This is a genomic window from Streptomyces sp. NPDC001443 (assembly GCF_053597355.1).
Genome location: NZ_JBSFIA010000057.1, coordinates 1 through 17,715, shown reverse-complemented (window position 1 = coordinate 17,715; position 17,715 = coordinate 1). Strand labels below are relative to the sequence as shown.

Genomic DNA, 17,715 nt, shown 5'->3' with positions numbered 1-17,715 from the left:
GGCGGCCTCGCCGCCCCGCCCGGAGGGTCAGGACCGGGCCGCGGCGGTGCGGGCGGCGTCGAGCCGGGCGAGGAGCTTCTCCAGGTCCTCGCGGGTGACCGCGCCCGCGGTGAAGCCGAGCAGGCGGCCCACCGGGATGGACGCCATCATCCTGGCCATGTCGACGCCGAGCCCCTCGCCCTCGGCGGCAGCCTGCGGCATGGGCATCAGCGACCCGAGGATCTCGGCGGCGCCGGGTGCGGCCATCACCTCGCCCAGGGTGGAGTCGAGGGCGAGGGGGAGGAGGAACACGTCCCCTTCCACCTCGACGGCGGCGGTGGCGCGTATGTCGCGGCTGGAGGCGGCGGCGCGCACCTCGTAGCCGCCGCCCTCGACGATCCAGCGGTCGCCGCGGATGTCCCAGTACGCCAGGTCCTGGCGCTCGATCAGCACGCTCACCCGGTCCCTCGCACCCGGAGCGAGCGCCACCACGGTGTGGGCCTTGAGCTCCTGGGGCGGACGGGCGACCGACGAGCCGGGCTTGGCGACGTAGAACTGGACGACCTCGCGGCCCGCCCGCTCGCCGGTGTTGGTGACGGTGACGGACGCGGTGACGCCCTCGGCGTCGGCGGTCAGTTCGAGGTCGGAGTAGGCGAAGGTGGTGTACGACAGTCCGTGCCCGAACGGGTAGGTGACCTCCATCTTGCGGGCGTCGTACCAGCGGTAGCCCACGAACAGGCCCTCGCCGTAAGCGACATGGCCGTGCTCGCCGGGGAAGTCCAGGTAGGCGGGGGTGTCTTCGACGCGCGCCGGTACGGTCTCGGTCAGCCGCCCGGACGGGTTGACCCGCCCGAACAGCACGTCGGCCAGTGCGCCGCCGCCCGCCTGGCCCAGCAGTGCGCCGTCCACCACGGCCGGGGCCAGTTCGTCGACGTCGGCCAGTCGCAGTACGCCGCCGTGCGAGAGGACGACGACGGTACGCGGCTGGACCTCGACCGCGGCGGCCAGCAACTGAAGCTGTTCTGCCGGGAGTTCGATGTGCTCGCGGTCGAAGCCCTCGGACTCCTGGTGTGCTGCCAGACCGAGGAAGACGACGGCGGTGTCCGCCGCTGCCGCGGCTCGGACGGCCTCGTCCCGCAGAGCGGCCGCGTCGCCGGAGCCGTCGGTGGTGAAACCGGCCGCGTAGCTGACGGCACTGTCTGTGGCGAGCGCGCGGATCTCGTCCAGCGGTACGTCCACGCGCGTCGGGTTCACGTGCGAGCTGCCGCCGCCCTGGTAGCGCGGATTCTGCGCGAACTCGCCGATCACCGCGAGGGATCGGCCCTCCTTCAGGGGCAGGAGGGCCTGCCCCTGGACCGGGTCGTTCTTGAGCAGGACCACGCAGTGGGCGGCCACCTGCCGGGCCAGCCGGTGGTGCGCGTCGGCGTCGAACGCGGCGACCTGCGCCGCGCGGCCCGCCTCGGCCTTCGCGGCCAGCGCGACCATGCGCGCGGCGGCCCGCGCGACCACCTCCGCATCCAACTCCCCGGCCTCGACCGCCGCGACGACCTGCGCGTCGGTGACTCCGCCGGCGCCGGGCATCTCCAGGTCGAGGCCGGCCGCCACCGCCTTGACGCGGTCGGCGACCGCGCCCCAGTCGCTGACCACGACGCCGTCGAAGCCCCACTCCTCGCGCAGCACCTGGGTGAGCAGCCAGTGGTTCTCGGAGGCGTAGGTGCCGTTGACGCGGTTGTAGGCGCACATCACCGTCCACGGCCGCGCCGTCCGCACGACGTGCTGGAAGGCACGCAGATAGATCTCGCGCAGCGGGCGCGGGGCGATGTCGGAGCTGGAGCGCATGCGGTCGTGCTCGGTGTTGTTGGCGGCGAAGTGCTTGAGCGAGGCGCCGACCCCGGTCTCCTGGAGGCCGCGCACCCAGGAGGCGGCGAGCGTGCCGGACAGGTGCGGGTCCTCGGAGTAGTACTCGAAGTTGCGTCCGCAGCGCGGGTCGCGCTTGATGTTGATGCCGGGGCCGAGCAGTACGTCGACGCCGAGCGCGCGGCTCTCCACGCCCAGGGCCGTACCGACCCTGCCGGTCAGCTCCGTGTCCCAGCTCTGTCCGAGGCCGGCCGCCGGCGGGAAGCAGGTGGCGGGCTCGCTGCCCGCGAGGCCGAGGTGGTCGGTGGCGCCCACCTGGCGGCGCACTCCGTGCGGCCCGTCGGTGAGCACCAGCGAGGGGACGTCGCCGACCTGCTCGGTGCTCCAGAAGTCGGCGCCGCTGCCCAGGGCGGCCTGCTGCGCCGTGGTCAGGGAAGCGGGGGCGTTCGCGGTCACGGGAGTCTCCTCGGGTTGTGCGGTGCCTGCCCTGCGGGACGGCGGTGGAGCCGGTGGAGGCGCGTGGGGTGCTGTCGGCGAGCGCGCGCCGGGGAGTGCCTCGGCCACCCTGCCGACGCCAAAACAGTATGACACTCGGTTTTTGGCGACAAGGGGTCCCACCAGCGAATTTCCGGTGCCGTAGAGTCGTGTTCATGGCACGACGTGGTTCGTACGCGAAAGGCATCGCCAAGCGGGAGGAGATCCTCGACACGGCGCTCGACATCGTGGCGCGGGTCGGATACAGCCGCGCGACGGTGCGCGAGCTCGCCCAGGCGGTCGGCCTGAGCCAGACCGGACTGCTGCACTACTTCGGGACCAAGGAGCAGCTCTTCGTCGAGATCCTGCGCCGCCGCGACGAGGTCGACCGGCGCCTCCTGGAGGGCCCCTTCGGATCGACCGCCGACGCGCCCCCGGACCTGGGCCGGGTGTTCACCGCGCTCGTCCGGCACAACGCCGAGGTCCCGGGCCTCACCCAGCTTTTCTCGCGCTTCGCGGCCGAGGCGGCCGAGCCCGGCCATCCGGCACACGAGTACTTCCGCGACCGCTACGCGACCGCGCGTGACCTCGTCGCCGAGTTGGTCCGGGACCGGCAGGCGGCCGGGACCCTGCCCGTGGGCCTCGACCCCGACCGCCTGGCCGGTCTCCTCTTCGCCCTGATCGACGGGCTGCAGACGCAGTGGATGTACGACCCCGAGATCGACATGTCCGACCAGCTCGCCTACTTCTGGAACCTGCTCACCCCCTCGTCCACGGCTGCGACCGCCGGGCCGTCGGAGACCGCGCAGTCCGGGTGACGGTCGCGCCCGGTCGGCTGTCAGCGAGCGGCGGTCCGCAGTTGCGCGATGGTCCTGGCGGTGAGCTCGCGAGGGGTGTGCTCCGGGTCGACGAGGACGACCGTGCAGCGCGTGCCGTGGGCCAGGGCGGTGGTGAAGCTGCCGTCGGTGAACTGGGCGAGGGGGCCCCGGGGGGAGCGGCCGATGGCCACGGCGCGTGCGTGGACCCGGTCCGCGTGTGCGGCCAGGGCCCGGCCCGCCGCGGCGTGGTCGCCGACGCTGCGCAGGACCTGACCCGTGGCGCTGACGCCCTGGGCGGCCAGACGGGTCAGATGCGCACCGACCGCGGCGCGGGCCTGTTCGTCGGTCTCCGTGTCGACGGCCTGTTCCTCGACGACCGCTGTCTGCTGCACGTGCACGATCTCCAGGGCGCTGCTGGTGTCGTGGGCGAGCCGGGCGGCCGCGTCGACGACTGCGGGGGCGCCGGGGTGGTTGCCGACCGCGACGATGACGGAGGCTTCGCCCTGCGCCGTCTGCCTGCCCACCGGGATCAGGGCGGCAGCGAGGGGCGCGGCTTCCGCGGGGCGCTGCTCGGCCGCGCTGAGCAGCTTGTGGCCGCTGGCCAGGACCGGAATGGCGAGCAGGAAGGTGGCGGCGCCGACGTAGAAGGGGACGCCGAGGTCGGTGGCGTCCGCGATCTTTCCGGCCGCGTACGGGGCGAGGCCGCCGCCGATGAACCGTACGAAGCCGTACGCGGAGGAGCCGACGGGCCGCTCGACGGGAGAGACGAGCATGACCGCCTGGGTGGTGAGCGTGTTGTTGATGCCGATGAAGATCCCGCTGACGACGACGGCCGTGATGACCACGGACGGGGTGCCGACACCGGCGGCGATCACCGCCATGACGATGCCGAGGCCGACGAGGTTGGCGTAGAGCACGGGCGCGGTGCCGTAGCGGGCCTGGAGCCGGGGGGCGAAGAACACGCTGAAGGCGGCCACGAGCAGACCCCAGCCGGTGAAGACCAGTCCGAGCTCGTGGGCGTTCAGCTCCATCGGGTAGGGGGCGTAGCCGAGCATGGTGAAGAAGCCCCAGTTGTACAGCAGGGCCATGATCCCCATGGTCAGCAGCCCACGGTGGCGCAGGGCGGCCAGTGGGGCGAGGGGAGAGGTGCGCTTGGCCGGCTTGGGCAGCTGGGGCACGAAGGCGACGGTGGCGATCAGCGCGATGGCCATGAGCACGGCGACGCCGAAGAAGGGGCCGCGCCAGCTGATGGCTCCCAACTCGCCGCCGAGCAGCGGCCCGACGGCGATACCGAGGCCGAGAGCCGTCTCGTAGAGGATGATCGCGCCGCCGAAGCCGCCGCTGGCCGAGGCGACGATGACGGCCAGGGAGGTGGCGATGAACAGCGCGTTGCCCAGTCCCCAGCCGGCGCGCATGCCGACGATGCCGTTGATGGAGCCCGACATGCCCGCCAGGGCGGCGAAGACGACGATGACGGCGAGCCCGACGATGAGGGTGTACTTGGCGCCGATCCGGCTGGAGACCCAGCCGACGATCAGCATCGCCACCGCGGTGACGATGAGGTAGCTGGTGAACAGCAGCGAGACCTGGCTGGGCGTGGCGTGGAGGTTGTTCGCCAGCGCGGGCAGGATCGGGTCCACCAGGCCGATGCCCATGAACGAGATGACGCAGGCGAACGCCACGGCCCAGACGGCCTTCGGCTGCTTGAACGGGCTTGCGACCTTCTGGTGTGGAGCGCTCATTCGGTATCTCTTTCCGGACGTCGGCATGGGCCGACATGATGTGAGCGGGACGGGACCGGAAGCCGGAGGAAGCCGTCGGCGGCGTCAGACGGGGGTCTGCCGGTGCTGGACCGCGCGCGCCAGAGCGGGCAGGGCGACCTGTACGGCCTGCCGTTCGTCCGTGGTGAGTTCGTCGACCAGTTCCTGGAGGGCGTCCATGCGTTCGGCGCGGCGTTGCCGGAAGAGTTCGAGTCCGTCGGCGGTGGCCTCGACCAACACGCCCCGGCCGTCGCTGGCGTCGGCGGTGCGGCGTACCAGACCGTCCCGCTCCAGGCGGGTGACCAACTGCGTCATGTTCGGCTGCGACACGCCCTCGGAACGGGCCAACTCGGTCAGCCGGACGGCGCCTTCGCGGCCCAGCCGGGCCAGCACGGAGGAGGCCGCGATGCTCAGGCCGCCCGAGGTCGCGCTCTGCCTCACGTAACGAACCATCTGTTCCACGGCACTGATGAGGTCTTCGGAGACCTTCTCCCCGGTGCCGTGGTCCATAACCTGCTTATGCATAGGGGCATTATGCATGTAGGTGTAGCATGAATCAATCATGCCGGCGCAGGTTTCGGGCGCGCGGGCCGCGCCGCAGGCCCCTGAACCGCCAACTTTCCTTGGGTTGCTGACGAGCCGTCCGGTTCTGTCCCTCGGGGGTACGCCGATGCCCCAGGGGCCGATGCAGTCGGGCGCCACCGACCGTGACCTCGGACGTGACTGACCCCATCGCGTCGAGGCCTGTCGTGAGCTGCCTGGGAGACTGCCGCAGAACGGGAGGCCGTGGTCCAGAATCAGGGTATGGACGTCCCGAAGCTGCTGGAAGCCGCCTCCTTGCTGGTCCCCGAACAGGTCGCCACCGAGAACGACATCACGGTGAACGACGTCTGGGAGTACCTCACCCAGGACGAGTGGGAAGTGGCCCTCGGGCTGCTGGAGGAACTCGGCGACGTCCACCCGCTGCCGCTCGGCTTCTGGGAGACCTTGGCCAGGGCCGCCGAGCAGATGCGGCTGGAGAAGAGCCTGGCCTGGTGCCACTGGCGGTGCTGCGAAACCCTCAACGGGATCATTCGAGCCGACCTCACTCTCCGGCCGGCTGCCGAAGCCCGACGGCAGACCCCGGTCCCCGGAGCAGGTGTCCTGCGACCGATGTGGAACATCGGCAATCGAGCCCCGACCGGCGAGCCGGCCCTCGACATCGCCCGGCTCTGGGTGGAGTACATGCCCCTCCTGGAGCCCGGTGGACGATCCTCGGTGCGACTCGCACCGCTCGACCCCTCGCAATGGAAGGACCTTCGACCAGGCCAGGAAATCACCATGCACGAGGACCGATCCGTGGCCGGCACGGCGATCATCCTGGAGACTCGGCGTCCCCTGCCCGCGTCCACCGCGTAGATGGCGCGGCGCGTAGGAGATCGAAGCCGGCTGACCGACGTCTTCGCGCTGGCCCGCTGCTCGTGCGGCGAGTCGGCCGAGCTCACGTTCTGCTCATCCAAGCAGCGCAAACGACGCCCGCTCTTGCCACTTCGTACCGTCGTGCACCATCAGGTCGACTGACGCGACCCGGGACGTGAAGGAGAGCCTGCCGACCAGGTCGGCCTCGATCTCGTCCAGGACTGCGTCCTCCTGACCGTCGGCAACAGTCAGATGAGGCACGGCCTCGGTGAACTGGCCGCCATAGGGCGGGGCTTCGGGCCATCGGTCAGCGATCGACTCGGTGAGCCGCCGCAGTTGCACGTCAGGTTCAGGAGCGAGATACAGCACCCCAGGAAACCGTCCGCAGGTCTCGAAACGCAGGTCGATGGCCTGACGGCTGCCGATCAGGTCAGTCAGGTCCGAGCAGACGTGCGCGTCAATCCGGTCCCCCTCGAGGAATGGGAACAGCACCGTGACATGCGCTGGTACTCCTGCTGCAGCTGAGGGATCGAACCGTTCACGCCATGCACGAACGACCGGCTCCGCATCGGGGATCCTGACGATGAGTCCTGTCTGGCCTGCGTGGAACCTGCTGGTGCTGCCGTCTGTCATGGCATTGCATGCTGCCATCTCAGAGGCTGAGGGCAGCACTGGACACCCTTTGCAGTGGCGCCAGTTGGCACAGGGCCAAGTCTGCTGCCGATCGCAGCATCGGCCGTCGCGGGCTGTCGTCGGCCTCCAACGCGCAAGCCGTTTGCAAGGCTTGTCCCGGAGTCCGGCGGGAGGGCCTGGCGACTTGTGCAGCGACAAACGCAAGCAGTGGCACTGCCTCGCCACCCGTTACGACAGGTCCTGACCGCCCACGGTGTCGGGAAGGTCGGCGTCCTGAGTGTCGGCTATGAGCTCGGCGAGAGAGAAGTGTGCCTCCTCGACGGACCACCTGTTGTGGACGCGCACGAAGTAGCGCCGCTCGGAAACCTGGAAAACCTGCCTTCTCTGACGTCGGCGCCCTGATTCGGTGAAGGCCTCTGCGAAGGTGTCGATGATGTCTCGCATCGAGGCCAGTGCTTCGGCCTCGGTCCCTTCGAGCTCGCGGTGGACGGTGTACCGGAAGGCTTCCGCCTGGCCCTCGGCTCGCAGCACGGCCCAGTGGGGCAAGGCGTTCTCCACTTCGTGAGGCGGCGCGGGCCGGGAGGCCGCAGCCTTGTCTCCCAGCCGGCCCGAGCGTGTTGCCGGGCCCGATGGTCTCGGCGCGAGGAGATTATCCGACAGGGTGACGGCCCCGGACCCTGAAGCGCAGATCTTGCCGCGCCAGTCAGGGCCCCTGCCGCCCGAAGGGCCTGCCCGGTCCGGCAGGAACTCGTCGGTGTATCGAGATCCGGTGCCGACCGGATTCTCGGTCGAACCGCTCCACTGTCAGGCCCTCGAGCAGGGCCGTCGCGTTCCACACGGTTCGGTGTGCCGTCCTGGCCTGTTGGTCGATTGGGATTAGATTGCGGAGACATGAGCGAAAGTGGTGGGATCGGTCGTCGATCGGCACTGAAGGGCATCGTCGTCGCGGGTATCGCGGCGGTGCCCGGCGGAATCCTGGGGGGATGGCGGCGTGCGGCCGCGGCGACGTTGTTTCCGCAGCCTGCCGTGTCGACCCCGCGACTGATGCCGGGCTCGGCCTCGGGGGTGGTCGAGCAGACGCTCGACGTCCGGCTCACCGACGTGTCCGTCCCGGGCTACGGCCGGGTGTCCACGCGCACCTACAACGGAGCGGTCCCGGGGCCGACCCTGCGCGTACGCGGCGGGGACACGCTGCGGCTGACGCACATCAACGGCCTGCCGCCCAACCCGCCCCACAGCGGCGACTCCCACGCGCCGCATCACCCCAACAGCTTCAACCTGCACACCCACGGAATGCACGTCTCCCCGTCCGGGCAGGCCGACAACGTGCTGCGCGAGTTCCCGCCGCGCACCGCGGAGGAGGCCGCCGCCGGTACCGCGGAGCCGCGGTACGAGACGACCATCCAGGTGCCGGCCGATCATCCGGCCGGCACCTACTGGTACCACCCGCACCTGCACGGATCCACCGCCGAGCAGATCGTCGGAGGCATGGCCGGGGTGATCGTCGTCGAGGGCGACGTCGACGAGGTCCCGGAGATCAAGAAGGCCGCCGACGTCGTCGTATGCATCAACGAACTCAAATTCAAGGACGGCAAGGTCCCCGCATTCACCTCGGGCGGCTGGGTGGCCGGGATCCCCTCCACCTTCACCGTCAACGGCGCGGTCAACCCCACCCTCACGCTGCGCCCCGGCGAGGTCCAGCGGTGGCGGCTGGTCGCCGCGACCGCCTTCACCGCCCTGCGCCTCCAAGTGACCGGAGAGCGCGATAACCTGACGATGCATCAGATCGCTCAGGACGGCATCGCCTTCGACGCGCCTCGTGCGCTGAAGCTGCTGGACATGGCCATGGGCAACCGAGCCGACATCCTGATCCGAGGCGGCGCACCCGGCAGGTACGAACTGCGATCGGACATGGTGCCCGGCCCGCTGATGACGATCGTGGTGGCCGGGGAGCCCGTGGAACCACCCATGGAGCTGCCGGCCTCGCTGCCGCCGGGCAGGCCGTTCCTCGACGAGAAGGACATCACCGACCCCGGCGCGGACCGGGAAGTGGTCTTCCACGCCGACGGGCGCGCCTTCGCCGGGGCGTTCCCCAGCGCCTTCCGGATGCTGGGCACCAACGCCACCCCCGCGGCCGACCCCGACGGGGACCTCACCCGCGACCCGGCCTACGGCCTGTTCGACCCCCAGTACACCAACCACACCCTGCGCCTCGGCACCGTCGAACGATGGACCGTCCGAACCGACGAGACCGTGCCGGCGCACAGTCACCCCTTCCACCTGCACACCAACCACGTCCTGCTCACGCACAAGAACGGCAAGCGACTCGACCCGCCGGTCTGGCACGACACCATCGGTCTGACCGGCGGCAGACCCGGCGAGTCCGCCACCTTCCTGGTCAAGTACGAGGACTTCACCGGCCGCGCCTTCGCCCACTGCCACCAGCTCCAACATGAAGACCTCGGCATGATGCAGACCGTGGACTACGTCGCACCGGCGGAGTCCGCAGAGCGGGACCGGAGTCGCTGACCCCCTGTGGGCCCCACTCGCGCTCCGGGCCGGGTGCCCGGGGTCGCCCGGTGGTGGTTCGGGGGCCCTGACCGGCCCGTGAGATGCTCTCCACCATGATCGAGAGCGGGCGCAGCCGACGGGCGACGGCAGGCGTCGAGGCCCACGTCCGCGGCTTCTTCACCGGCCATGCGATCACGGTCGACGACTACGACCTGGGACCTGGGCGAAGGGAAGCGGTTCCGGACCTGAGGATCCTCACCATCAGCCCGGGACCACGCGCCGACAGCTGGGCCTACCTCACCGCCGGTTGCTGGTCCACGGCCGAGACGGACGGTCACGGCCTCGAATTCGTCCTCACCGCGCCCGTCCGCGACGAGCGCTTCGCTGATCTCCTGGCCATGATCGCGTACTACCACGCCGATCATCGCCTTGATCTCCAGCACAGCCTGCCGATCGGGGAGCCGTGGCTGCCCGGGTCGCACTGCGACCACCTGCTGATCAGCCTTCCCTACCTGCACGGCCCTGACCTGGAGTACTGTCCGTTGCCGGACGGCCGTGCCCGCATCCTCTGGGTTCTGCCTGTCACCGCAGCCGAGATGGCCTACCGCCGCGAACACGGCGACGAAGCCCTTGAACGACTCTTCGACGAGCACGCGATCGTCCCGACCGATCCAAGGCGTCCGTCCGTCGCCTGACCTCCGAGCCTCGCGGGCGTTACGGTCATCCGCCCTTCGGGCCGGGTCCGGCGTGCCGGATCGGAAATGGGTCCGTCCGCGGGCACGGTAGGAGGCCGGACCAGGGACGTCGGTGTCCCGCACATCGGGCCGGCCGCAGTCGCTGCGGCCGAGCAGGCGGGAGCACAGATGGCGTCGTGGCTTTCCCCGGCGGATGTGGATCAGGTCACCGGGTGCCTGGACCTGGCCGGGGTGGCGATCTGCGGTCTGCTGGGCGGGGCGGTGGCCCGGGCCCAGGGCCTGGACCTGTTCGGCTACCTCGCCGTGGGGACGGTGTCCGGGCTGGGCGGTGGCATCATCCGCGACACCCTGCTCCAGCGCGGCACCCCGGTGGCGCTCACCGACGCCGCCTATCTGCCGACGGCGATGGCCGGCGCGTTCCTGGCGTTCCTGTTCACCATCGGCGAGGCCCAGTGGAACCGGCTGTTCGCGTGGCTCGATGCCGCGGTCCTCAGCTTCTGGGCCATCGCCGGCACCCATAAGACCCTCGCCGCGGGACTGGCCTGGCCGGCCGCGATCCTGATCGGCACGGTGTCGGCCGTCGGCGGGGGAGCGGTACGCGACTTGCTGCTCAGCCGTGTACCTGCTGTCCTGGGAGGCAACGGCCTGTATGCCACCGTCGCGGCGGCCGTGTCCGGTGTGTACATCGTCTGCGCGCGGCTGGGTGCCCCCACGATCGGCATCGTCGTCGGCATCCTCGGCGGCATGGTGCTGAGACTGGTCGCCAACCACCGCGACTGGAGCCTGCCCGGCGGTCTGCCGCTGGAGCCCACGCGGGCACTGAGGCAGGTACGCGGCCGCACGAGCAGGCACCGCACCCGGGCCGCGCGCGAGCACACGAAGCAGGAGCCGCCGGATGACGAAAGCCGTTGAGAGCGTGCTGACCGGCCTGGACGCGATCCGCGACCAGGTGGAGGACTTCTACCGGGACCTGCACGCCCATCCCGAACTCGGACTGGCCGAGACCCGCACGTCCGCCCGCGTGGCCGAGCGGCTGCGGGCCTGGGGGTTCACCGTCACCGACGGCATCGGGGGAACCGGCGTGGTGGGCGTGCTGTCCCACGGCAGCGGACCCACCGTCCTGCTGCGCGCCGACATGGACGCCCTCCCGGTGCGGGAGGCCACCGGCCTTCCGTACGCCTCCACCGCCACCGCCACCGATCGGTCCGGCCGCGAGGTGCCGGTCATGCACGCCTGCGGACACGACGTGCACGTGTCCTGCCTGCTCGGATGCGCGCAGCTCATGGCGCAGGGCCGGCAGACCTGGCGGGGCACGCTGGTGGTGCTCTTCCAGCCGTCGGAGGAGAACGGCGACGGCGCCGACGCGATGGTCGAGGACGGCCTGACCGAGCGTGTTCCCCGCCCCGACGTGGCCTTCGCCCAGCACGTGCTGCCCTACCCGGCCGGATACGTCGGGGTGCGTCCGGGGCCGTTCCTCAGCGCGGCGGACAGCCTGCGCATCACCCTGCACGGGCGCGGCGCCCACGGCTCCATGCCCCAGTCCGCGATCGACCCGGTCGTCCTGGCCGCGCTGTGCGTCCTTCGGCTGCAGACCATCGTCTCCCGCGAGGTCGCGGCCACCGATCCGGCGGTGCTGACGGTCGGCAGCCTCCACGCCGGGTCCAGCCCGAACGTCATTCCCGACAGCGCCACCCTCGAACTGAACGTCCGCAGCTACAACGACGCCACCCGTGCCCGCATCCTCGACGCGATCCACCGGTGCGTGCGTGCCGAGGCCCAGGCGTCCGCGGCGCCGAGGGAACCCGACATCGAGACGCTGACCTCGTTCCCGCCCACGTCCAACGACGCCGAGACGGCGGCACGGCTCGACAAGGCCTTCCGCGCCCATTTCGGCGACGCTGCCGGCACCATCGCCCTGCAGACCGCCAGCGAGGACTTCAGCGAGATCCCCGACGCCTTCGGGACCCCGCTGTGCTACTGGGGCATCGGCGGGATCGATCCCGAGCAGTACGCCGAGGCAGAACGCAGCGGCACCGTCGACCAGGACATCCCCGTGAACCACTCACCCGCCTTCGCCCCCGTCGTCCAGCCCACCCTGGACACCGGCATCACAGCCCTGACCGTCGCCGCACTGGACTGGCTCGCCGACGACCAGGAGTGAGCGATGCCGGGCCAAGGGAGCGGAAGGAACGGTCGGACACTGCCCGGCACCGCCCCGGCGCCGTCGGCAGGAATGCCGTCGGCGTCATCGGACGGACCGTTCGGGGATCCTCGGAAGAACCTTCTCGGCGATGTCGAGGAGAGCGCTGTCGTCCGGGAGGGCTCCGGACGTGCTCCATACGGTGATGTCACAGTAGCCGCCTCGGTCTTCACGGTCCAGGGCCACGGTCAGCGTCCTGGCCAGGGGGCCTTGCCCGACCGGACCGCCGGATGCGCCGCTTCCGAGATCGATCTCGAACTTCATGGTGTGGTCCGATGAGAGGACGGCGGGCCGGCCGAGAACCGTCAGCGACTTGATGTCCGTCTCGTCCCCGAACTTCATCAGCTTCGCATACTGGTTCGTCGACATGTGGTTGTAAGTGACCGAGACATTCACGGTGTACGTGTCGAAGGTGATCTCGGCCTCCGGTTCGGGGACCTTTCCATCCGTCAGAGGAGCGGTGTTGTCGGTGCCTGAAGCGGTGTTCGCGGTCTCGCCGGGCGTGCCGAGGAGCTGGGCCAGGTCGGGCCGGTTGAGCGCGTTGCACAGCTCCTCACCGGTCACGGGCCGGGGCGTCTGCCGGTAGGACTTCGGCAGTGGCTCCGGTGACCCGTCCGAACACGAGGCGGGTTGCGCGGAGTCGACGTCGGACGGCATGAAGCGCGGGGCGACCCACAGGGCGGCCGCGAGTGCCCCGACCACGGCCACGGCCGCGACGGCCTGGCCCCATGGGTCGGGCTCCTTCGCCGCAGTGCTCGGGACGGGACGCAGCCCGGTTCCGACCTGGGCCTGGGAGCGGGAGGGGGTCTGAGGTCGGTCGGCAGCGTCGACTGCCGCCCCGTCTGCGGAGGTCGGCGAACTCGGGTCGCGCCGTGCGCGCAGGGCCCGGACCACCACGTGCACGCGTAATGCGGTGAGCACGAGAAACACCACGCCGAGACCGGCCGCGACCCGGTCGTGATCGTGGACGGCGAGATACATGATGCGTACGCCGAGAACGGACCCGACCGCGATGAGCAGGGGCTCGCGGACCCAGAACGGCAGAAGGCGAAGGAGGAATCCGAGCACCCGGTGATCTCACCAGGGCAAGATCACAACCGCCATGACGGAAGCCACAGTTCCGGGCAAGTGCAGGGATTACCGGTGCAGGAGAAGCCGAGCCGGCGATCCGAAATCGGCGATCGAGACGAACATGGACTTCCCGCTGATCAACGTGCACCGAAGGAGACGGCGACAGTGCTGGTCGATCTGATCGTCGAGAACGGGCGAATCCACACCGGTGACCCCCAGGAGCCCGTCGTGGACAGCCTGGCCGTCCTCGACGGGCGTGTGGCGGCCACGGGACACGAGGTGGACGGTCTCAAGGGCCGCCGGCGTGTGAACGCGCACCACCGTGTCGTTCTGCCGGGCTTCAACGACGCCCACGCCCACAGCGTCTGGTTCGGCACGCCCCTGTTCGAAACCGACCTCTCCCGAGTGGGATCCCTCGACGACGTGTACCGCACGATCGAGGAGCGCGCACAGAGCGCCGCGCCCGATGAAGGGACCATCGCGTGCGGGTACAACCCCGTCCTGCTGCACGGGGCCGTCCCCGACCGGGACGTCCTCGTCCGCGTCAGCGGCGGCCGTCCCGTCTGGATCAAGCACGCCTCCGGCCACTCCTGTCAGGTCAACGGCGAGGGCATGAGGCGTGCCGTCGGGCCCGACCGCAGCGCCTGGTCACACCGGGGACGCAGCCTCCTCGACGCGGGCCTGCCGCTCGGCTTCAGCTCCGACCGGCCCGTCGCCCCCGGCGCACCCCTTGCCGGGATCCAGGCCTTCGTGGAGCGCATCAGCGAAGAGGGCCTCTCCTGCGGCCCGGACGAGCGCCTCACCGTGGAAGAGGCGGTGCGGGCCGCCACCGAAGGCTCCAGCCAGACGGGACTCGATGCCCTCCGAGGAGTACCGCGTCAGCGGCCGAGACCACTGACGACGCGGAGCGAGCTCAGCCGGTGTCCAGGCCGTCGACCAGGCGGTCGAGGAACCGGGTGAAGGTGGCTTCGGGGGTGAGGGGGCGCCCGGGGGCGGAGAGGGCTTCGGCGAGTTCAGGGTGGCGGCCGTCCGCGGCGACAGCGGCGAGGTAACGGGCTTCGGCCGCGGCTCGGTCGGGGGACCGGGAGGCCGCGGCCTGCGCAATCTCATGTGCGACGTGTCCGGCCACGAAGGCGGTGAGTTGGGCGAAGATCTCCAGCTTCGCCGTGCCGTCCAGTCCGGTGGGCCGCAGGGCGGCGAGCGCGTGTTCCAGGAAGTCCAGGGTGTTGGGGCCGGGGACGCGGCGGGTGGACAGGGCGGCGGGCAGCCAGGGGTGGCGCAGCATGAGGGCGCGCTGGAGGTGGGCGACGGCCTTCAGGTCGGCGCGCCAGTCGCCGGTGAGCGTGCCCGTGGTCGGCAGTTCGCCGCTGACGTGGTCGACCATCAGGTTCAGCAGCGCCTCCTTGTCGGGGGCGTAGCTGTAGAGCGACATGACGCCGGCTCCGACCCGTGCGGCGACGTTCCGCATGGTGACCGCTTCAAAACCCTCCGTGTCCGCCAGGGCGACGGCCGCCTCGGTGATCACCTCTCGGCTGTAGGCGGGCTTGCGGCCTCTGCGGGGCTGGACAGAGGTCGGCCAGAGTTGCCGGGGGTCGACGCCCGGGGTGGCGGCCCCTTTGTCGCGGGACACGGTGCACGCTCCTTCCTTTGATCGCGGCGGCCCTTGCGGGTCTCAGTCAAGCATCCTCTATTCTCGTACAGTGTACGTAAATCAAGGAGGGGAACGATGGCATCGCGCGCACACGGATCCGCGCCGAGTTCGACCTGGGCACCGCCTTCCGGGAAGCCGCCCCGCGCCTCACGGATGATGAGGGCGTCGTGGCGCCGCCTCCCGGACAAGCTGCACGACGTCGGGTGGGAGCCGGGGCTGGTGGTGCCGGCCGCCGACGGCAGCCCGCTGATCACGGACCACTACTTCCCGCGCGCCGAGGGGGACTTCCCCACCCTCCTGGTGCGCTCGCCGTACGGCCGGGGCCTGCCGTGGTCCCCCATGTACGGCCTGCTCTTCGCCGAACAGGGCTTTCACGTGGTCCTGCAGAGCTGTCGCGGCACCGGCGGTTCGGGCGGGGTGTTCGACCTGTGGCGCAACGAGGCCGCCGACGGCCCGGCCACCGTGTCCTGGCTGCGCGGGCAACCCTGGTTCAACGGAACACTCGGGACCGTCGGCCCCAGTTACCTGGGCTACACGCAATGGGCCCTCGCCCTGGACCCACCGCCGGAACTCAAGGCGATGGTGGTGCAGGTGGGCCTGCACGATCCCTACGCCCTGTTCCACGCCCACGGTGCGCTGCGTCTGGAGACGGCCCTCGCCGTCGGCGTGGGCATGACGTACCAGCACCAGGGCATGGCAGCGTTCCTGAAGGCGACCCTGCGCCTGCGACGGCGCCTGCGTGACGTCACCACCGCGCAGCCGCTGCGCGGGGCGTACACGTCGGCACTCGGGGGCGAAGTGCCCTGGCTGGCCGACGTGTTGACACATCCGGACCCCCAGGACGCGTACTGGCGCGGCGCGTCGCTCGCGACGGCGGCGGAGCGGCTCGGCGTGCCCACGAGCCTGATCACCGGATGGCACGACCCGCTGGTCGACCAGACCTTCGAGCAGTACGACCGGCTGCGTCGGGCCGGCTGCGAGACCGCCCTGCTCGTCGGGCCCTGGACCCACACCTCCGCCCTGCAGCAGGGATGGCCCGAGGTGTTCGCCGAGAGCCTCGCCTGGCTGCGCGCCCACCTGTGCGCCGATCCCACCGGACTGCGTCCCACGAGGGTGCGCGTGCACATCGGCGGCGAGAACGCCTGGCGGAACCTCGACGACTGGCCGCCGGCCACGGCCGTCAGCCGGTGGTTCCCGACCGCGCAGGGACATCTCACCCGGCAGGCTCCCACGGACCGCGCACCACTGACGTCCCTCCGCTACGACCCGGGCGACCCCACCCCGTCGCTGGGCGGCCCTCTGCTCTCCCGTACCGCAGGTCCCCGCGACAACAGCGGCCTGGAGGCACGGGAGGACGTACTGACGTTCACCGGCCCCCCGCTGACCGAGCCCGTGGACATCCTCGGGCCGGTCTCGGCGCGCTTGAGCATCTCCACGGACACCGGCCATGCCGATGTCTTCAGCCGCCTGTGCGACGTGGACCCGCAAGGCCGCTCCGTCAACATCTGTGACGGGCTCGGCCGGCTGCGGACAGCCGGGCAGGAGCCGTCGCAGATCACCGTGCCGATGAGCTCGACCGCCCACCGCTTCGCCGTCGGCCACCGCATGCGCTGGCAGATCAGCGGAGGCGCCCATCCGCGCTTCGCCCGCAGTCCCGGCACCGGGCAGTCGCCGGTGGACGCCACCACCTTCACACCGGTACGCATCACGCTCCACGCGGACGCGGAGCTGACGCTCGCGATGCACGCGCGGAGCTCCGGGCTCGGCACGGCGGACGGCGATGGCGGCGGCGAGGCCACCTGTCGGCGGTGAGTGGCGACGCCGCGACGCTGGGGAGTGCCTGGTGCGGGATTCCCCAGCGTCGGGTGTACGTCCTGTCGGCGGGGTAGTCGGGGGTGACCGGGGCCCGGATCCGGGACGACCGATCGAGCACCTCTGCCGGAGGGCAGGTGCTGTGATGGGCACCGCAGGGGCGATCTCGCCGGGTCTGCGGGGAAGGTGGGGGCGGACCGCAGGGAGGCTGATGTGGCGCGTGATCGGATCGGGCTGTCCGACGTGCTGGCCGCGGCCGAGGCCGCCGCGCCGGTGGCTTCCCTCGATGTGGTGGCCCGCGATCTGCGTGAGCGGTTCGGCGCGGAGTACGCGTCGTTCCTGTTCGTCGACATCGTCGGCCGTCGCGTGGTGCGGGTCACCGAGGAGATGGATACCCAGCAGGGGCGGCGCGCCGACCAGATTCCCCTCGTCGGCAGCGTCTACGACGAGGTCCTCAGGACACAGCAGCTGGTGCAGGCTCCGGACGGCGGCCGGACGCAGCGGATCCTGGCCCCGGTCACCAACCGCGGCGACACCATCGGGGTCCTGGAGCTGTTCCTGCCCCGCGTCACGTCCGACGTCCTCCAGCAGGTGGAGGAGGCCGCTCACGCGCTGGCCTACATCCTGGTCACCGACCGCCGCTTCACCGACCTCTACCTCTGGGGCCAGCGCACCACGCCCATGACGTTGGCCGCCGAGATCCAGCGGCAGCTGCTGCCCTCCGCCCCTTCCTGCGAGGCGGCCGAGTTCGCCCTCGCCTGCGCCCTGGTCCCGGCCGACAGCGTCGCCGGGGACAGCTACGACTACACCCTCGACCACGACACCCTGCACCTGTCCGTCACCGACGCGATGGGCC

16 protein-coding genes are annotated in these 17,715 nt (G+C 70.9%); 9 read left to right on the top strand and 7 right to left on the bottom strand.

All coding sequences use genetic code 11. The annotated features are described in order from the left end of the window. Positions 1 to 27: 27 nt before the first annotated feature. Positions 28 to 2,292 (bottom strand): glycoside hydrolase family 3 C-terminal domain-containing protein, encoded by a 2,265-nt coding sequence (locus tag ACWC24_RS37970; RefSeq protein WP_450667476.1) that lies wholly within the window; start codon positions 2,290 to 2,292, stop codon positions 28 to 30. A 194-nt stretch (positions 2,293 to 2,486) separates the two neighbouring features. Between ACWC24_RS37970 and ACWC24_RS37965 the strand changes: the two genes are divergently transcribed. Next, on the top strand, positions 2,487 to 3,128 hold the full coding sequence (locus tag ACWC24_RS37965) for a TetR/AcrR family transcriptional regulator (RefSeq protein ID WP_450667475.1): 642 nt from the start codon (positions 2,487 to 2,489) through the stop codon (positions 3,126 to 3,128). A 20-nt stretch (positions 3,129 to 3,148) separates the two neighbouring features. Here ACWC24_RS37965 and ACWC24_RS37960 read toward each other — a convergent pair whose 3' ends face one another. Together ACWC24_RS37960 and ACWC24_RS37955 are read right to left on the bottom strand one after the other, a co-directional pair. Then, entirely contained in the window at positions 3,149 to 4,870 is a 1,722-nt protein-coding gene (locus tag ACWC24_RS37960) for an MFS transporter (RefSeq protein WP_450667474.1), read from the bottom strand. Between the two features lie 84 nt (positions 4,871 to 4,954). Beyond that, positions 4,955 to 5,413, bottom strand: a complete 459-nt coding sequence (locus tag ACWC24_RS37955) for a MarR family winged helix-turn-helix transcriptional regulator (RefSeq protein ID WP_450667473.1) — start codon at positions 5,411 to 5,413, stop codon at positions 4,955 to 4,957. Positions 5,414 to 5,692: 279 nt separating this feature from the next. Between ACWC24_RS37955 and ACWC24_RS37950 the strand changes: the two genes are divergently transcribed. Then, complete coding sequence (locus ACWC24_RS37950) at positions 5,693 to 6,286, top strand: hypothetical protein (RefSeq protein WP_450667472.1); 594 nt, start codon at positions 5,693 to 5,695, stop codon at positions 6,284 to 6,286. 93 nt (positions 6,287 to 6,379) lie between these two features. Here the strand turns inward: ACWC24_RS37950 and ACWC24_RS37945 are convergent, their stop codons facing one another. Beyond that, positions 6,380 to 6,919, bottom strand: a complete 540-nt coding sequence (locus tag ACWC24_RS37945; protein ID WP_450667471.1) for a 2'-5' RNA ligase family protein — start codon at positions 6,917 to 6,919, stop codon at positions 6,380 to 6,382. A 228-nt stretch (positions 6,920 to 7,147) separates the two neighbouring features. Continuing rightward, positions 7,148 to 7,465 carry a hypothetical protein gene (locus tag ACWC24_RS37940; protein WP_450667470.1) on the bottom strand — a complete coding sequence of 106 codons (318 nt, stop codon included), beginning with the start codon at positions 7,463 to 7,465 and terminating at the stop codon, positions 7,148 to 7,150. A 345-nt stretch (positions 7,466 to 7,810) separates the two neighbouring features. On the opposite strand from ACWC24_RS37940, the gene ACWC24_RS37935 reads away from it, so the two are divergent. The 4 genes from ACWC24_RS37935 (at position 7,811) to ACWC24_RS37920 (ending at position 12,286) form a co-directional block, all read left to right on the top strand. Beyond that, complete coding sequence (locus tag ACWC24_RS37935; protein ID WP_450667469.1) at positions 7,811 to 9,448, top strand: multicopper oxidase family protein; 1,638 nt, start codon at positions 7,811 to 7,813, stop codon at positions 9,446 to 9,448. 95 nt (positions 9,449 to 9,543) lie between these two features. Beyond that, a complete protein-coding gene (locus ACWC24_RS37930; RefSeq protein ID WP_450667468.1) occupies positions 9,544 to 10,125 on the top strand; it encodes a suppressor of fused domain protein in 582 nt (193 codons plus the stop codon). 168 nt (positions 10,126 to 10,293) lie between these two features. Continuing rightward, positions 10,294 to 11,037 (top strand): trimeric intracellular cation channel family protein, encoded by a 744-nt coding sequence (locus tag ACWC24_RS37925; protein ID WP_450667467.1) that lies wholly within the window; start codon positions 10,294 to 10,296, stop codon positions 11,035 to 11,037. Beyond that, positions 11,021 to 12,286: an amidohydrolase gene (locus tag ACWC24_RS37920; protein WP_450667466.1), complete on the top strand. Its 1,266-nt coding sequence runs from the start codon at positions 11,021 to 11,023 to the stop codon at positions 12,284 to 12,286. The genes ACWC24_RS37925 and ACWC24_RS37920 overlap by 17 nt, the downstream gene beginning before the upstream one ends. An 84-nt stretch (positions 12,287 to 12,370) precedes the next feature. Here the strand turns inward: ACWC24_RS37920 and ACWC24_RS37915 are convergent, their stop codons facing one another. Beyond that, positions 12,371 to 13,393: a DUF6215 domain-containing protein gene (locus ACWC24_RS37915; protein ID WP_450667465.1), complete on the bottom strand. Its 1,023-nt coding sequence runs from the start codon at positions 13,391 to 13,393 to the stop codon at positions 12,371 to 12,373. A gap of 168 nt (positions 13,394 to 13,561) precedes the next feature. Here ACWC24_RS37915 and ACWC24_RS37910 point away from each other — a divergent pair, with 168 nt between their 5' ends. Next, positions 13,562 to 14,356, top strand: a complete 795-nt coding sequence (locus ACWC24_RS37910; RefSeq protein WP_450667464.1) for an amidohydrolase family protein — start codon at positions 13,562 to 13,564, stop codon at positions 14,354 to 14,356. Here ACWC24_RS37910 and ACWC24_RS37905 read toward each other — a convergent pair. Next, positions 14,310 to 15,026: a TetR/AcrR family transcriptional regulator gene (locus tag ACWC24_RS37905; protein WP_450667463.1), complete on the bottom strand. Its 717-nt coding sequence runs from the start codon at positions 15,024 to 15,026 to the stop codon at positions 14,310 to 14,312. The two genes, ACWC24_RS37910 and ACWC24_RS37905, sit on opposite strands and share 47 nt — an antisense overlap. 177 nt (positions 15,027 to 15,203) lie before the next feature. Between ACWC24_RS37905 and ACWC24_RS37900 the strand changes: the two genes are divergently transcribed. Then, positions 15,204 to 16,859 carry a CocE/NonD family hydrolase gene (locus ACWC24_RS37900; RefSeq protein ID WP_450667494.1) on the top strand — a complete coding sequence of 552 codons (1,656 nt, stop codon included), beginning with the start codon at positions 15,204 to 15,206 and terminating at the stop codon, positions 16,857 to 16,859. Positions 16,860 to 17,072: 213 nt separating this feature from the next. Further along, positions 17,073 to 17,715, top strand: a 643-nt coding sequence (locus ACWC24_RS37895; protein ID WP_450667462.1) for a GAF domain-containing protein, incomplete at its 3' end; no start/stop codon positions are given.

What these genes read in the sequence shown, in the direction of transcription:
- ACWC24_RS37965 (WP_450667475.1), top strand. Translation starts at nt 2,487, where the DNA reads ATGGCACGACGTGGTTCGTACGCGAAAGGCATCGCCAAGCGGGAGGAG.
- ACWC24_RS37960 (WP_450667474.1), bottom strand. Translation starts at nt 4,870, where the DNA reads ATGAGCGCTCCACACCAGAAGGTCGCAAGCCCGTTCAAGCAGCCGAAG.
- ACWC24_RS37955 (WP_450667473.1), bottom strand. Translation starts at nt 5,413, where the DNA reads ATGCATAAGCAGGTTATGGACCACGGCACCGGGGAGAAGGTCTCCGAA.
- ACWC24_RS37950 (WP_450667472.1), top strand. Translation starts at nt 5,693, where the DNA reads ATGGACGTCCCGAAGCTGCTGGAAGCCGCCTCCTTGCTGGTCCCCGAA.
- ACWC24_RS37945 (WP_450667471.1), bottom strand. Translation starts at nt 6,919, where the DNA reads ATGACAGACGGCAGCACCAGCAGGTTCCACGCAGGCCAGACAGGACTC.
- ACWC24_RS37935 (WP_450667469.1), top strand. Translation starts at nt 7,811, where the DNA reads ATGAGCGAAAGTGGTGGGATCGGTCGTCGATCGGCACTGAAGGGCATC.
- ACWC24_RS37930 (WP_450667468.1), top strand. Translation starts at nt 9,544, where the DNA reads ATGATCGAGAGCGGGCGCAGCCGACGGGCGACGGCAGGCGTCGAGGCC.
- ACWC24_RS37925 (WP_450667467.1), top strand. Translation starts at nt 10,294, where the DNA reads ATGGCGTCGTGGCTTTCCCCGGCGGATGTGGATCAGGTCACCGGGTGC.
- ACWC24_RS37920 (WP_450667466.1), top strand. Translation starts at nt 11,021, where the DNA reads ATGACGAAAGCCGTTGAGAGCGTGCTGACCGGCCTGGACGCGATCCGC.
- ACWC24_RS37900 (WP_450667494.1), top strand. Translation starts at nt 15,204, where the DNA reads ATGAGGGCGTCGTGGCGCCGCCTCCCGGACAAGCTGCACGACGTCGGG.